Raw genomic sequence first — 14,653 nt, 5'->3', positions numbered from 1 at the left:
GTCAAAACGACTTGCTGATGATATTACTTCTTCTATTTCGAGTTGTTGTTTGAAAAGACAGCAACTCCCCCAGTTTTGTCTGGTGACCATAGCGAGGTGGTCCCACTCCTTCCCATCCCGAACAGGACAGTGAAACGCCTCAGCGCCGATGATAGTGCGGATTGCCCGTGTGAAAGTAGGTCATTGCCAGACTACCCTAAGTAAAGAAGCCCAGTTCGAAAGAGCTGGGCTTTTTGCTGTCTGCGAGATGCGGGGTATCGGGCTGGAGGGTAAGGCTGGGTTGGCCTGCAGACGTATACGGTAAAGGGTATCTTGTCGAGCGCGAATGAGTTTCGTGTGAGACAATTCTGCTTTATCCAATCATCTAGGCAGATTTCAGCCATGCAACGTGGCCGTTTTATATCGGTAGAAGGGATTGATGGTGCAGGTAAAAGCACACATCTGGCTTGGTTGGTTGACTATATGCAGCGCCGCCAGCTGCAGGTACGGCAAAGCCGCGAGCCGGGTGGGACGCCATTGGGTGAAAAGTTGCGTGCTCTATTGCTCAACGATGAAATGCATCTGGAAACCGAAGCCTTGCTGATGTTCGCTGCGCGCAATGAACATTTACAGCGAGTGATTTTGCCGGCGCTGGCCGCGGGTGAGTGGGTCTTGTGTGATCGCTTTAGCGATGCGACCTATGCCTATCAATGCGGTGGCCGTGGCTTGTCAATCGAGCGTTTCATGCTGCTGGAGCAATGGGTGCAAGGCCGTGACGGCGCTGCGGCTGGTCTGATCGAGCCTGATCTGACGCTGATTTTTGACGTGCCGCTGGATGTGAGCCAAGCACGGATGGCCAATTCACGGGTGCTTGATCGCTTTGAGCGCGAACAGGCTGATTTTCACGCTAAAGTGCGTGCTGCTTATCTGCAACGTGCCGCTGAAAATCCGCACCGCATTCGTGTGATCAATGCCAATCGCTCGATCGAGGCGATTCAGACCGAGTTGGCGCAATTGATGGATGGGTTTCTTGCATGAGCAATTTGCCATATCCGTGGCTGGAAAAACCCTGGCACGATTTGATCCGTGAAGGTGATCGTTTGCCGCATGCTTTGCTGTTTACCGGTGAAGCTGGGATCGGCAAACGCGCCCTGGCGCAGCATTTGGCGCAATTTTTATTGTGCGAGTCACCGAATAAAACTAATCAGCCTTGTGGTGAATGCGATGCGTGCCGCTGGTTTTTGGCTGGGAATCATCCAGATTTTCGCCTGCTGCAGCCCGCTGATGCTGATGAAGCTACTGAAGACGCAGATACAAGCAAAAAAGCCAAAAAAAAATCATCGGTGATCGGCGTCGATGATGTCCGTGATTTGGCTGATTTTGTCAATTTAAGCGCGCATCGCGGCGGCACACGCGTCACCATAGTGGTGCCTGCCGAGGCGATGAATACCGCTGCCGCGAACGCGTTTTTAAAAACGCTGGAAGAGCCGCCTGCTGGTGCAGTATTTATACTGATTTCGGATCATTGGCGGCGATTGCTGCCAACCATTCGCAGTCGTTGCCGCGTTTTCCCACTGACGATTCCAGAGCCGAAAGTGGCTATGGCCTGGTTGGCTGGGCAGGCGGTAGTCAATCCTTTACTGCATCTGGCACATACGGGTGGCGCACCGCTGGCAGCGGCTGAAGATGCTGCGGCTGAATGGCTGCCTGTGCGCAGCGCATTTCTTGAAAAAATGGCTGAGCCAGCCACGCTGAATGTATTGCAGCTGGCCGCGGAGCTGGAAAAAGCCAAACTCGATACTGTTTTGATACTTGATTGGCTACAAAAATGGGTTTATGACGTAATCAGCTTGGGAATGGCGGGGGTTATTCGTTATTATCCAGATTGGCAAGATGCACTGGAGCGGGTTTCACCGCGTGCTCGTCTATTGCTCGGTTTTGCCAGTCAGTTAAATGAGTCACAAGCGCTGGCTCATCATCCCTTGAATCAGCGTTTGGTGCTGGAAGGTTTATTGTTTGGATATCTTGATGCCTTGCGTGGTCAGGATCGCCGAGGTTAATGATTATGAGTGAAGATGCAGTTCGCGCCCCGACATCACGTCCAGGGGTTTTGTCTTTGAATATCAAGGAAAAAGCAGCTTTATACGCTTCATACATGCCGTTTATCAAAGGTGGTGGGATTTTTATTCCAACTAACAAAGCGTATACCTTGGGCGATGAAGTGTTTATGTTGCTGTCATTGCTGGATGATCCAGCCAAGATTGCAGTCTCTGGCAATGTGGTGTGGATAACGCCGCCCGGGGCGCAGAATAATCACCAGCAGGGCATTGGCGTGCAGTTCTCGGCCAACGAGGCGGGCAAGCAGGCCACCGTTAAAATCGAAAATCTGCTGGGTGGCTATCTGCAATCGGGTCGCACCACGCACACAATGTAAACTTGGCGGCAAATTCGAGTATCATCAGCAAGATAGCCGTACCGGCTGGTACGGCTTTTTTTATGTTTGGATGATTTGTTATGAAGTTTGTCGATTCGCACTGCCACATCAATTTTCCCGACCTTGCCAGCGATATGGATGGCTTGCTCAGCCGTATGGCCGACAATCAGGTGACTCATGCGCTCTGTGTGGCCGTCAACCTGCCCGAATTGCCCAGCGTGCTGGCGCTGGCCGCTGCGCATCAGAATATTTTTGCCTCAGTTGGCGTGCATCCCGATTACGAAGACACGCCTGAGCCTACTGTTGCGCAGTTAGTTGAACTTGCGCAAGCGCCGAAAGTGGTCGCGATTGGCGAAACGGGCCTCGATTATTTCCGCCTGACCGGCGATCTGGAATGGCAGCGTGAACGTTTTCGCACCCATATCCGCGCTGCGCGTGCAGCCAATTTACCGCTCATTATCCATACACGTGCCTCGTCGGAAGACACCATCCGCATCATGCATGAAGAACGCGCCGATGAAGTTGGCGGTGTGATGCACTGCTTTACCGAAAGCTGGGAAGTAGCGCAGCAGGCGATGGAATTGGGCTTTTATATTTCGCTTTCCGGCATCGTTACGTTTAAAAAGGCTGAAGAACTGAAAGACGTTGCGCGAAAAATGCCACTGGAGCGCTTGCTGATCGAAACCGATTCACCGTATCTGGCACCGATGCCGCATCGGGGCAAGCAGAACCAGCCAGCGTGGGTGCGGCATGTGGCCGAGCATATTGCCGAGCTGAAAGGCATTTCGCTGCAAGAAGTCGCCGATACCACGACCGCTAATTTCTTCAGACTGTTTTCTCGGGCTCTTGATCCGACGTCTCACAGGGCTACACCATGACCATGTCACGCTGGCAAGGCGAAGTTGAGGTATTGCTGCTCGGGGTGGGCTCCAGCGGTGGTACACCGGCCCTAGGCTGCCGCTGCACTACCTGCACGTCCAACGATGCGCGCAATACGCGCACCCGTGCTTCTGCGGTGATCCGCGCGGGCGGAAAAACCTTTCTGATCGACACAGGTCCTGATTTGCGCCAGCAGGCGCTCAGGGAGCAGCTTCTCCACGTTGATGCGGTGCTGTATACACACCCGCATGCCGATCACCTGAATGGTATTGACGATTTGCGTGCCTTTTGCTGGCTGCAAAAAGCGGCTTTGCCGACCTTTGGCAATCGCCTGATGCTCAGCCATATCGAAGAGCGCTTTCCCTATACATTGATGAAACCGTCCAATTTCTGGGATAAGCCGGTGCTGGAACTGCATGAAGTTGGCTGTGAGCCATTTGATTTTGCGGGTGTCAGCATTGAACCGATTGAAGTGCTGCATGGCAAGTGGCCGATTCTGGGTTGGCGCATTGGCGATGTGGCGTATTTGACCGATGTCTCCGCCTTGCCGCCGACTAGCCTGCCCAAGCTGGCCAATTTGACGTTGCTGTTTCTCGATTGCCTGCGCGAGCAGGAGCACCCCACACATTTGTCGGTCGAACAGGCGATTAGCCTGGCCACACAGATTGGCGCCAAACAAACCGTGATGATTCACATGACGCACGAGCTTGAATACCACGCACTGAGCCAGCGCCTGCCAGCAGGCATGGTGGTGGGCTATGACGGCATGACCATTGCAACAGGACTCAACCATGACGATGAATGTACTGGGCCAGAAGCTCCAACCATGCAGTTTTGACCCGCTCACCGGCTATTTCCGTGACGGCTGCTGCACCCACGACGAGAATGACCCGGGTCAGCATATTGTTTGCGCGGTAATGAGCGAGCAGTTTCTGGCCTTTTCCAAACTTGCTGGCAATGATTTATCAACGCCGCGTCCGGAATATGGCTTTGTCGGCCTAAAGCCCGGTGATCGCTGGTGTTTGTGTGCACGGCGCTGGCTGCAAGCGCTGCAAAAGGGCGCAGCCCCTCAAATTGTGCTGGCCGCAACGCATGAAGAAATCCTCGACCTGATTTCGCTGGAAACGCTGGTTGAATACGGAATAGATCGGCCGGTATTTGAATAGTGTTAAGGTATATGGCTGTAAGTCAATTCAAGATTGCTCTGCAGCTATATACCTTACTTATTGTGGAGAAGCCGCAATTCGTCAGCGCTGAGTTCCCGCCATTCGCCCTTCGCCAATTCGCCCAATTCCAAGCGGCCAATCGCTACGCGGATTAAACGCAGGGTGTTGACGCCGTGCGCTTCGAGTAGGCGGCGGATATGGCGGTTTTTTCCTTCGTCCAGCGTGATCTCCAGCCAAGCATTTTTATCGCCACTGCGCAGAATGCTCACTTTCTTGGCCGCCAGCCGCGTGCCGTCGTCCGAGGTGACGCCACGTTGCATCGCAGTTAGCAAGGCTTCGCCCGGCTGCTGATCAATTTGCACGTGGTAAATTTTATCCAAATGGCTAGCAGGATCGGTTAGCCGCGCCGCCCAGCGTGTGTCATTGCTAAACAGCAGTAAACCTTCGCTCGCTTTGTCGAGCCGGCCAACGGGCCCCAGATGGGGTAGCTTGGCGTTGGCAAAGCAGCTAAATACCGTTTCTCTACCCTTTTCATCGCTGGCGCTGGTAATCAGCCCGCGCGGCTTGTTGAGCATCAGATACACAAATTGCGGTGCGAGCACGGGCTGGCCATTGACGCTGAGCTGATCGCGCTCGATATTGATGCGCTGTTCCGCGTCGCTGCAGGGCTGGCCATTGACTGCGACTGCGCCGCTGCGCACCAGTTTTTCGCCTTCGGTGCGTGAACAGACGCCCAGTTTGGATAGCGCGCGCGCCAGACTGACTTTGGCGCCCGTGTCTGGCTGGGTCACGGTTGACACTCTGGTGCTACTGGCGGGGTGGGAAACGAGTTTACCGAGCGGGCGGGGCGGGCGGTTCTTCATCGATCATCCGAGGTTAAGTGCAAGGTGCAAAAAGCGAGCCAATTTTACCGTGGAAAAGCCATCGATTCGCGCAAAGTGGCGGGAAACGCTAAAATAAGCCCATCTTCATTCCGGACGGGCCCTTGCCCGCATTATGGATAATTTCCTACTTACGCTGCTGGCACTGTTTCTGGTGGCGCTCAATGGTTTTTTTGTTGCCGCCGAGTTTGGTCTGGTCAAATTGCGGCAAACCAAGGTGCAAAGCATTGCCAGAATAGGTTGGCGCGGTCAGATACTGGTGAAGGTGCATGGCCAGCTGGATGCTTATTTATCGGCCTGCCAGCTGGGGATTACGCTGGCTTCGCTGGGGTTGGGCTGGATTGGTGAGCCCGCTTTTGCCGGCCTCATCGGCCCGGTGTTTGTCTGGCTAGGGGTTGAGTCGCAAGCCTTGCTGCATACAGTGTCGTTTATTTTTGCCTTTACGCTGATTTCTTTTCTGCACATTGTCGTTGGCGAGCTGGCCCCCAAGTCGCTGGCCATTCGTCGTCCGGAAATTATCGCTTTGTGGACGGCTACACCGCTGTATTTTTTCTACTGGATGATGTATCCGGCCATCTGGCTGCTCAATCGCAGCGCCAATTATATTCTGCGGTTGGCGGGGCTAGATGGTTACGCTGGTCATGACAGCCATTACTCCTACGACGAGCTTAAACTGATTTTGCGGGCCAATCAGGATAGCGAGGAGATGAATCCGCAGGAATGGAATGTGGTTGCGCAGTCGCTCGATTTTAGCAAGCTCAAGGTGGCCGATCTGATGCGGCCATTTCACGAGGCGGCGGTACTGCATACTAACCGAACGCTGGATGAAAATCTGCAAACCATCGCCGAACAGCGTTTTAGCCGCTACCCCTATGTGGATGAAGAAGGGCAGGTGCTGGGGGTGATCCACCTGAAAAACCTGTTTCTGGCCGAGCTGCGCGACGCCGAGCTAAGCGACTTGGGTCAGTTTGTCCGCCCGGTAGAGGAAGTGAGCCCGGATACGCCAGCAATCGAGTTATTTCGCCGTTTTCGCGCCGGGGCACCGCATTTTGCAATTGCCGCCTATGGCGACGAGCCACCGGTGGGATTTCTAACGCTGGATAATCTGCTGGCGGCGCTGGTTGGCGAAATTCGCGACGAGTTTCGCCAGAGCCGTAACGACTGGATGCGCCAAGACGACGGTGCTCTGCTCGGCAAAGGCAGTCTGCCGCTGTTTTCGCTGGGACGGGCGCTGGGGATGGATATTGACCATCCCGAGGCCGAAACCGTTGGCGGCCTGATTCAGTGGAAGCTGGGCAATCTGCCGGTGGAAGGCCAGTGCATCGAATTTGAAGGCTTTGATGTGGTGGTCAAAAAAATGAACGGCCCGCGCATTGTGATGGTGAAAGTGATTCCGCACACGGCGGCGGATGACGTGCTGGAAGACGACAATTAGATCGATCTTGTTTTCAGGCGCATAAAAAACGACGCTTTTTGCGTCGTTTTTTGCTAAAAGAGTGTTCCGAGGATGTGGCAGGGGTATACCACTCAAGCCTTTCTGGTAACTATCACAGATTGATATACCCCGGCAAATAGGGTTTCTTTTTCCCAATTGAACTCATCGGCATGCGTGGCGTAGCTGCTGATTTCATTGTCCCAGAGCGCGTTGGCAAAAGGCTCAAGATAGTGATTGACCAGCTGCAGGATATAGCGGATCGGCTGCCAGCGCTTGGGCTTGTGGTAGTCAACAAATACCGCTTTGCCCCCTGCAGGGATGTGCGCCAGCATATGGTCGACAATAGCGCGTTTTTTCTCGTCGGGGACTTCGTGCAGCAGGAAAAAGCTGCAAATCACATCGTAACGCCCTGCAACGGCAAAATCGGCGGCATCGCTGCGGATGACGCTGGCCCACGGCATGTTTTTTAGTTTGGCGCTGCCATGTTCGATCTGGATCGGGGTGACGTCGGTTAAGTGAAATTCGCCATGTGGGCCGACTTTTTCTGCCGCTTTCTGCACCAGATCGCCATACACATGCGCGAGCTGCCAGACGCGATCACCCGGCTTGATCTGCGCCAGATAGCGGCGCATCAGACGCTGATCATTCAAAAACAGCAACACTTTCACCACAATATTACGATCAAGTGCCTTAACCCAGTTCGGGTCAACGTAGGCCCAGTCGTAAACCTCGGTCATGTATTCGGGAACCCCTTCGTAGTAGGGGTTGCTGGCCAGTGCGGGAGGATTTTTGCTCATGATGTCACTCGGCTAAGTGTTGTTTAGCTATATCCTAAGGGGTATTGGCAGGTCGAAGTTTGTTTTAACCCAAGTTTTGAGTGGATAAAACACATCGCGGCATCTCCTGATGGGCGTGTTGTGCATGTAGTGATATGCTGGGCTACGCATTTGTTATTACGTTGTATAACTACGGTAAACGATTCCTGCCTATGTCGATTGAACAGCTTTCCCCGCCGCAACTGTGGCAGCACTTTGCGCAAATCTGCCGCTTTCCCCGTCCATCAAAACACGAAACTGCGCTGCGCGACCACATTCAGGCCTGGGCGCAGGCGCGCGGACTCTCAACCCGGCTCGATCGCGCGGGTAATCTGATTATCCGCAAAGCGGCCAGCGCAGGGATGGAGAACCGTCTTGGCGTGGTGCTGCAGGCGCATCTGGATATGGTGGCGCAAAAAAATGAAGCGACCGAGCATGATTTTATCCGCGACCCGATTCAGCCACGGATTGTCGATGGCTGGGTGAGTGCTTGCGGCACAACACTGGGTGCCGATAACGGGATTGGCGTCGCCGCTGCACTTGCCGTGCTGGAAAGCCCGGAGCTGGTGCACGGGCCGCTGGAAGTCTTGTTCACGCTGGATGAAGAAGCCGGGATGAGCGGGGCACAAGGTTTGGAGCCGGGCTTGCTGCAGGGGCAATTGCTGCTGAATCTGGATACCGAAGACTGGGGCGAGATTTATGTCGGTTGTGCTGGCGGGGTGGACATCAGCCTGAATCGCTCCTTGCACCACGAACCGCTGCCGGCTGGTTATGTGGTACGGGATCTGGTGTTGAATGGATTGAAGGGGGGGCACTCCGGGGTGGATATTCATCTGGAGAGGGGTAATGCCATCAAACTATTGGCCAGATTACTCTCTGAGGCTATACCCCGGTTTGATGCCCGTCTGTTGAATTTTCGGGGTGGCACGCTGCGCAATGCCTTGCCGCGCGAAGCCTTTGCCCAGCTGGCCATTCCAGCCTGTGATGCGGTGCAGTTTGCCCGCTGTGTCGAGCTCTTCACGCAGACTTTGCAAGCCGAGCTGGGCGAGAGCGAGCCAGCGCTACATTTGAGCGTAAGTGATGCCGAGGCGGCTAATTCACCAGCATTAACCGCTGCAGATACCGTGCTGGCGATTGATTTGCTGCTGGCTTTACCGCATGGCGTGCGCCGCTGGAGCCAGCAGATAGCTGGTGTGGTCGAGACTTCCAATAATCTGGGGGTGGTCAAAGTCGACGAGCGACGCTTTGAGGCCGTATTGATGCTGCGCTCGCTCACCGACAGCGGTTTGCACGAACTACAAACCATGATCGAAGCGCTGGCCCGGCTGGCTCGCTTGGGCGTCGAAGCCTCGGGCGCTTACCCCGGTTGGGCGCCGGATACGGATTCGGCAGCGTTAAAATTGCTGCAGGATGTCTACCAGCAATTATATGGCCACGCCCCGGCGGTCAAAGTGATTCATGCCGGGCTGGAATGCGGGCTAATTGGCCGTGCCTATCCCGAGCTTGAAATGGTGTCATTCGGCCCGACTATCCGCGGAGCCCATTCGCCGGATGAACGTGTTGAAATCGGCTCGGTGGCCCAGTTCTGGCAATTGCTGCAAGCGGCGCTGGCGGCCGTGGCCGAGAAAACCGAAGCCGAATCTACGCTGAGCATACAAAAGTAATTGCGCCCGGCGCTTGAAATATGGGTTACTGCAATGCACATAGGGTAAATAATCACATATGACACTGGGGTCAACCATGAAAGCAGGAATGAAACTGGGTTTGGCGCTGATGCTGGCCATGAGCACAGCGCTGGCGCACGATTATCAGGTCGGTGATCTGAAAATTGCCCACCCTTGGACCAGAGCGACGCCGCCAGCGGCCAAGATGGGGGGCGTTTTTTTATCGGTGAATAATCTGGGTGCAGAAGGCGATACGCTGCTGAAAGCGGAAAGCCCGGTGGCCGAGGTGGCCGAATTGCACCAGATGGAAATACTCGATGGTGTTATGAAAATGCGCAAGGTGGAAAGCCTGGCGGTGCCCGCCCGAGGCGAGCTAAAACTGGCGCCGGGCGGATTGCACATTATGCTGATCAACTTGAAGCAGGGTTTGAAGGAAGGGGAAAAAATCCCGCTCAAACTGACGTTTGCCAAAGCGGGTGTCGTTGAAGTCAAAGTACGCGTTGAGGCTATGGGTTCCAAAGGTGTTGCGCCGGGCGAAAAACACTAAGCCTGCCTTTCCTTCTATAAGGAGCGCCAAGGATTACCCTTGGCGTGCCAGCAACCAGCGCTTGAGTTCATCAAGCGGCATGGGTTTAGCATAAAAATACCCCTGCGCCACCGTGCAACCCAGCGCTTTCAGTCGCTCGGCTTGTACCTCGGTTTCCACGCCTTCAGCAATCGTTGATAAGCCCAGCCGCTGCGCCAGATCAATAATCAGCTCGACATACAGCCCGGATTTGGAGTGCGCAAGATCATCAACAAAACTCTTGTCAATTTTCAGGCTGTCAACCGGTAAGGCATGCAGTTGGCCGAGTGAAGAATAGCCCGTGCCGAAATCATCAATTGCAATCTCTACGCCGAGTTGTCGCAATGCAGCCAGACAGCTGCGGACGGTTTCGGGCTCGTCCATTGCAATACTTTCGGTGATTTCCAGCTCGAGTATATTGGCAGGCAGCTGGTGTTTACGCAGCGCTTGGCTGACGCTTTGGACCAGATTGCCCGAGCGGAACTGCGGCGTGCTGACATTCACCGCGACGCGGGCTGGGGCATTGGCAAGTAGTCCGATTTCTTTGTATGCCCGGCAGGCTTCATCAATCACCCAATCGCCCATTTCCACGATCAGACCCGAATACTCTGCCAGCGGAATAAAGACTGCCGGGGGGTGGACAAAGCCGTTTTCGCCCGGCCAGCGCATCAGCGCTTCAATCCCGCTGACCTGATTGTTGGCCAGATTGATCTGTGGCTGATACCAGATCTGCAATTGCTGATGGTGAAATGCCGAGCGCAGCTGGCGGATGATCTCGTGTCGCCAGCGGGTATTGGCCTCCATCTCGGGGACAAAGCTTGCCCAGCGCGGATGGGGTTTGCTCTTGGCCTGATTCAAGGCAATATTGGCCTGCTCAAGCAATTGCAAGCCATTGGCCTGATCCTGATTCAGACTGCGTATTCCCAGCGCAATCTGCACCGGTATCGTATGCTGCTGCGCCTGTAGCGGGGAATCAAAGAGCTGGAATAACTGATCTGGGTTGACATGCCTGATCGGGCCAAACAGCCCAAAAACATCATTGCCCAGACGGGCCACCAGCGTATCCTTGCTGGCAAAATGATGCTTGAGGCGCTGCGCCAGCGAGTGCAGCAGCGCGTTGCCCACTTCATAGCCCAATCCGTCATTGATATCGGAGAAACGGCACAAGTCCAGAATCACGACCGCTTGTGCTTCATGTCGGTTGCGCTCTACATGGCCAAGCTGCTCAATAAACCAGCTGCGATTGCCCAGCTGGGTCATTTCATCGTGATAAGCCAGATAGTTCAAACGTTCCAGCTGGCATAAATGCCCCAGCGAAGCCGAGGTATTGGTCGCAAACACGCTGGCTATCTGTTCAAAATTGCCAAATTCGGTCAGCAAGGTTTTAAATTGCAGGTAAATAATCGCCTGATCATGACCCGCCTGTAGGTGCAGCCAGATTTCCCGTGCACTGAAATGGTGGCTACCCGATTGCGGGCGCTGCGAGAGCAGGTGCAGGGCGCTGGCGAGCAGCTCGGTGCTGCATGCGCCCAGATCATTGGCTGTTGCTGTGAATTGAGGCGGAGTATGAATTTTGGCGACAAACCCGATACAAGGTCGGTCAAAAATGCGCGGGGCATGATCCAGAATAGCCTGGGCAAAGTCTTTGAAGTTGGTGCATTCCATCAATTCGGTTTCGGCGTGCACAATCATTTCCAGCCCGCGGCGATTGGCCGAGATGGCGCAAATCTGGGCGTAGCTGCGCAAGGCTGAAGACAGAGCGGTAATCAGGCGATTGCTGGTGAGTTCGGTTTTCAGGCGATAATCATTGATGTCGTGCAAATTGAAAATGCCAGGCTCGGGAGCCAGGCCCGGCTGGCCGGTACGCAAGATGATGCGCACCTCTTTCAAGCCCAGAATGCCACGAATCTTGGCCACCAGATCCAGCCCGGCAAAATCGTTTTCCATCACCACATCGAGCAAGATCACGGCAAAGTCGTTACGCGTGAGCAGAATCTCGAACGCTTCCCGTGCGCTGTAGGCGTGAACCAGATCGATATTTCTGCCCAGCAACTGGGTGTTTTTCAGCGCCAGACTGGTACTTAAATGGATGTCCTGATCGTCATCAACAATCAGAATGGGCCATGCGGGCAGTGTGGATTCGGCGCCGGGAAGGTCTTCATTGGCAAAGACGAGGAGGTCGTCACTCATACAGGAAAAGCTCTTGGTCTGATTTCCCTACTTTAGCAGTTGTTGGCTCTAATGCTCAGTCTTATTGGTATTGATGGACTAAAAAAGCAAAACGAGGAAAGATGTCAGCCTATTATTAGCGTCCTCTTAACTAGCCGGCAACCGTGAAACTGCATTTTTCAACGAGTCTTTGGCTACTCGCCTATCTATTGTGTTGTCTGCTCGATTCAGCCTTGCTCCGAACAGGAAACAACTTTGGTCCGGTCAGTCTGGCCGGTGGCGTGGCGCTGGCCGCGCTACTGCAACATGGTTGGCGGATTTTGCCCTGGCTGGCGCTGCTGATGTGCCTGCCTGGTCTTTTGCTCGCTTTACCATTTGCCCAAGTGCTGCTGCTGGCTGGTGCCAAAGTGGCCTGCTGCGCTTTGTCGTATTTCTTGCTGGCTTATCCGGCACCGCTGGCTGAATTTAAAACCCGGCACGCCTTGCGCCTGCTCTGGGCGGCGGCTGGTGTTTCCTGTGCGGTCTATGCTTTTTTACTTGGCTATCTGCCTGTGCTGGCGGGTGGTGATCAGAGTTGGCAAAGTGGCTTTACGCTGCTCTGGCTGGGGCAAGCATTGGGCATATTGATTGTGGTGCCCGGTTTTCTGGCGCTGCAGGATGAAATCCGCGAGCTGAGGGCTAATTGGCTAATTGAAGCGACCACCGTCGTCTCGATTGCGGCGGCTGGTGCCATGCTGCTGTTGTCGGATCGCTATCACGATAGTTTGCAGCTGACTTACCTGTGTTTCCCTTTACTGGCTTGGTCTTCATTGCGGCTGGGGCAGGTGGGCAATAGTCTGATTGCGCTGGTGCTGTTGCTGATACTGGGTAGTCCGTCGGTGGCCGCTGGCTTGCCCGGCGAGCAGATGCTGCAGCAATTGGTTCTGCTGGGTATGGCGCTGCAAATGGGCATACTGATCGCAGTGATCCGCCGCGAAAGCGAGCAGGCGCTGGCCGATGCCCGCATTGCCAAGCAGGTATTTAACCACGCCTCCGAAGGCATTATGCTCATTTCCAGCCAGCACAAAGTGCTGGCGGTCAACCCGGCATTCAGCCGCATTACCGGTTATTCGGAAGCCGATGCGCTGGGGCGTCCTTCCCGTATTTTTGATACCCGGCCCGGCAATCCCAATCATTCGCAGCGGCATTTGCTGGAGCAATTGCAGCAAACCGGGCACTGGGAGGGCGAAATGCAGGATAAGCGCAAGGATGGTGAGCTGTATCCGGCCTGGCTCTCGATCAGTGCGGTGCATGATCTGGAAGGGCGGCTCAATCGCTACGTCGGTATTTTCTCCGATTACACCAGCCGCAAACAGGCCGAGCAGCGGGCGCACTATCTGGCGCGCCATGATTCACTCACCGATTTGCTCAATCGCAATGGTTTTCATGAAGAGCTGGCCAAGGCGCTGATTCGGGCCAGCACCAAGCGGCGTGGTCTGGCACTGCTGTTTATTGATCTGGACCGCTTCAAATCGATCAACGATACGCTGGGGCATGATGTAGGTGATCAGCTGTTGCGAATCGTTGCACAACGGCTGCGTATGCATCTGAAGCAGGATGATGTGGTGGCGCGGCTGGGTGGTGATGAATTTACCATCGTACTGGAAAACATCCATCAGGTGCAGCAGGTCTCCCAGGTGGCCGAGAGATTGCTGCAGGCCATGGCCGAAAGCTATCTGATTGATGGGCAAGCGCTGTTTGTCACCGGCTCGATCGGCATCAGCATGTATCCGAATGACGGCAGCATGGCTTCGCAACTGATGCGCAATGCCGATCTGGCCATGTACCGCGCCAAGGATCTGGGTAAAAATGCCTACCAGTTTTATGCCCATGAGATGAACAGCCTCAATACCCAGCAGTTTTCAGTGCAGGCCGCCTTGCGCTTTGCGCTGGAGCGCAATCAGTTGCAGCTGGTCTATCAGCCGCAGATGAATCTGGCAACAGGGCAACTGAGTGGTATGGAGTGTTTGCTGCGCTGGCAGCACCCGGAAATGGGCTGGATTTCACCGGCAGAATTTATCCCGATTGCCGAAGAAACCGGCCTGATTGTGCCGATTGGCCACTGGGTTTTGCTGCAGGCTTGCCGCACTGCCCAGCAGTGGCGCGAGTCGGGTTTGCTGGTGCCCAAAGTAGCGGTTAATTTGTCGGTTCGCCAGTTCAAGCCCGGTGTATTGCTTGAGCAAGTCTCCAGCGTGCTGGCCGAAACTGGCTTTCCGGCCTATCTGCTTGAGCTGGAAGTAACCGAAAGCCTGATCATGCATCGTATCAATGAAGTGGTTGATATTATGAATGCGCTCAAGGCCATGGGTGTCACGCTGGCGATTGATGATTTTGGCACCGGATATTCGTCGCTGTCTCAGCTCAAGCACCTGCCGCTCGATATTCTGAAAATTGATCGTTCGTTTATCACCGGCATTCCGCAAAACGACGACGATCTGGCTATTGCCCAGAGTATTGTGGCGATGGCGAAAAAACTCAGCCTCAGTGTGGTGGCTGAAGGCGTAGAAACCGAGGCGCAAATGCTGGCGCTGCGTGCAGCTGGCTGCGATACGCTGCAGGGGTTTTATTACGCCAAACCATTGCCCGCAGCCGAAATCGCGGCAAAAATGCAAAAAGTCTGAGTGACT

The 14,653-nt window shown here is 54.7% G+C and carries 13 protein-coding genes and 1 rRNA gene; 11 read left to right on the top strand and 3 right to left on the bottom strand.

All coding sequences use genetic code 11. From position 1 onward, the window contains the following. Positions 1-78 precede the first annotated feature (78 nt). The 7 genes from rrf (at position 79) to FLS37_RS14370 (ending at position 4,458) form a co-directional block, all read left to right on the top strand. A 5S ribosomal RNA gene (rrf, locus tag FLS37_RS14400) occupies positions 79-192 on the top strand. Positions 193-381: 189 nt separating this feature from the next. Then, positions 382-1,017, top strand: a complete 636-nt coding sequence (gene tmk, locus FLS37_RS14395) for a dTMP kinase (RefSeq protein ID WP_157670667.1) — start codon at positions 382-384, stop codon at positions 1,015-1,017. Next, a complete protein-coding gene (gene holB, locus FLS37_RS14390; RefSeq protein WP_157670666.1) occupies positions 1,014-2,039 on the top strand; it encodes a DNA polymerase III subunit delta' in 1,026 nt (341 codons plus the stop codon). Before tmk ends, holB begins: the two co-directional genes overlap by 4 nt. A gap of 5 nt (positions 2,040-2,044) precedes the next feature. Further along, positions 2,045-2,413, top strand: a complete 369-nt coding sequence (locus FLS37_RS14385) for a PilZ domain-containing protein (protein ID WP_157670665.1) — start codon at positions 2,045-2,047, stop codon at positions 2,411-2,413. A gap of 80 nt (positions 2,414-2,493) precedes the next feature. After that, a complete protein-coding gene (locus tag FLS37_RS14380; RefSeq protein ID WP_157670664.1) occupies positions 2,494-3,291 on the top strand; it encodes a TatD family hydrolase in 798 nt (265 codons plus the stop codon). Further along, entirely contained in the window at positions 3,288-4,130 is an 843-nt protein-coding gene (locus tag FLS37_RS14375) for an MBL fold metallo-hydrolase (protein ID WP_232522628.1), read from the top strand. Before FLS37_RS14380 ends, FLS37_RS14375 begins: the two co-directional genes overlap by 4 nt. After that, positions 4,084-4,458, top strand: a complete 375-nt coding sequence (locus tag FLS37_RS14370) for a DUF2237 family protein (RefSeq protein ID WP_157670663.1) — start codon at positions 4,084-4,086, stop codon at positions 4,456-4,458. The genes FLS37_RS14375 and FLS37_RS14370 overlap by 47 nt, the downstream gene beginning before the upstream one ends. A 53-nt stretch (positions 4,459-4,511) precedes the next feature. On the opposite strand, the gene FLS37_RS14365 is transcribed toward FLS37_RS14370, so the two are convergent. Continuing rightward, entirely contained in the window at positions 4,512-5,249 is a 738-nt protein-coding gene (locus FLS37_RS14365; RefSeq protein WP_232522626.1) for a pseudouridine synthase, read from the bottom strand. Between the two features lie 205 nt (positions 5,250-5,454). Here FLS37_RS14365 and FLS37_RS14360 point away from each other — a divergent pair, with 205 nt between their 5' ends. After that, positions 5,455-6,774 (top strand): hemolysin family protein, encoded by a 1,320-nt coding sequence (locus tag FLS37_RS14360; protein WP_157670661.1) that lies wholly within the window; start codon positions 5,455-5,457, stop codon positions 6,772-6,774. Positions 6,775-6,866: 92 nt separating this feature from the next. On the opposite strand, the gene rquA is transcribed toward FLS37_RS14360, so the two are convergent. Beyond that, complete coding sequence (gene rquA, locus FLS37_RS14355) at positions 6,867-7,571, bottom strand: rhodoquinone biosynthesis methyltransferase RquA (RefSeq protein ID WP_157670660.1); 705 nt, start codon at positions 7,569-7,571, stop codon at positions 6,867-6,869. A 191-nt stretch (positions 7,572-7,762) separates the two neighbouring features. On the opposite strand from rquA, the gene FLS37_RS14350 reads away from it, so the two are divergent. Together FLS37_RS14350 and FLS37_RS14345 are read left to right on the top strand one after the other, a co-directional pair. Then, positions 7,763-9,253: an aminoacyl-histidine dipeptidase gene (locus FLS37_RS14350; RefSeq protein ID WP_157670659.1), complete on the top strand. Its 1,491-nt coding sequence runs from the start codon at positions 7,763-7,765 to the stop codon at positions 9,251-9,253. Between the two features lie 76 nt (positions 9,254-9,329). Further along, positions 9,330-9,800, top strand: a complete 471-nt coding sequence (locus FLS37_RS14345) for a copper chaperone PCu(A)C (protein WP_198314650.1) — start codon at positions 9,330-9,332, stop codon at positions 9,798-9,800. 33 nt (positions 9,801-9,833) lie between these two features. Here the strand turns inward: FLS37_RS14345 and FLS37_RS14340 are convergent, their stop codons facing one another. Then, positions 9,834-12,008, bottom strand: coding sequence for an EAL domain-containing protein (locus tag FLS37_RS14340; protein WP_157670657.1), 2,175 nt, complete (start codon positions 12,006-12,008; stop codon positions 9,834-9,836). Positions 12,009-12,151: 143 nt separating this feature from the next. Here FLS37_RS14340 and FLS37_RS14335 point away from each other — a divergent pair, with 143 nt between their 5' ends. Further along, entirely contained in the window at positions 12,152-14,647 is a 2,496-nt protein-coding gene (locus FLS37_RS14335; protein ID WP_157670656.1) for an EAL domain-containing protein, read from the top strand. Positions 14,648-14,653 lie beyond the last annotated feature (6 nt).

Origin of the sequence: Chitinibacter sp. GC72, from assembly GCF_009760905.1 — a bacterium.
Taxonomy (GTDB): Bacteria; Pseudomonadota; Gammaproteobacteria; order Burkholderiales; family Chitinibacteraceae; genus Chitinibacter.
Note: the sequence above shows the minus strand (reverse complement) of the source record. Positions and strands in the feature narration are given on the sequence as shown.

Bases quoted from the DNA above. Each gene is read 5' to 3' on its own strand.
- tmk (WP_157670667.1), top strand. From the start codon at position 382: ATGCAACGTGGCCGTTTTATATCGGTAGAAGGGATTGATGGTGCAGGT.
- holB (WP_157670666.1), top strand. From the start codon at position 1,014: ATGAGCAATTTGCCATATCCGTGGCTGGAAAAACCCTGGCACGATTTG.
- FLS37_RS14385 (WP_157670665.1), top strand. From the start codon at position 2,045: ATGAGTGAAGATGCAGTTCGCGCCCCGACATCACGTCCAGGGGTTTTG.
- FLS37_RS14380 (WP_157670664.1), top strand. From the start codon at position 2,494: ATGAAGTTTGTCGATTCGCACTGCCACATCAATTTTCCCGACCTTGCC.
- FLS37_RS14375 (WP_232522628.1), top strand. From the start codon at position 3,288: ATGACCATGTCACGCTGGCAAGGCGAAGTTGAGGTATTGCTGCTCGGG.
- FLS37_RS14370 (WP_157670663.1), top strand. From the start codon at position 4,084: ATGACGATGAATGTACTGGGCCAGAAGCTCCAACCATGCAGTTTTGAC.
- FLS37_RS14360 (WP_157670661.1), top strand. From the start codon at position 5,455: ATGGATAATTTCCTACTTACGCTGCTGGCACTGTTTCTGGTGGCGCTC.
- rquA (WP_157670660.1), bottom strand. From the start codon at position 7,571: ATGAGCAAAAATCCTCCCGCACTGGCCAGCAACCCCTACTACGAAGGG.
- FLS37_RS14350 (WP_157670659.1), top strand. From the start codon at position 7,763: ATGTCGATTGAACAGCTTTCCCCGCCGCAACTGTGGCAGCACTTTGCG.
- FLS37_RS14345 (WP_198314650.1), top strand. From the start codon at position 9,330: ATGAAAGCAGGAATGAAACTGGGTTTGGCGCTGATGCTGGCCATGAGC.
- FLS37_RS14340 (WP_157670657.1), bottom strand. From the start codon at position 12,008: ATGAGTGACGACCTCCTCGTCTTTGCCAATGAAGACCTTCCCGGCGCC.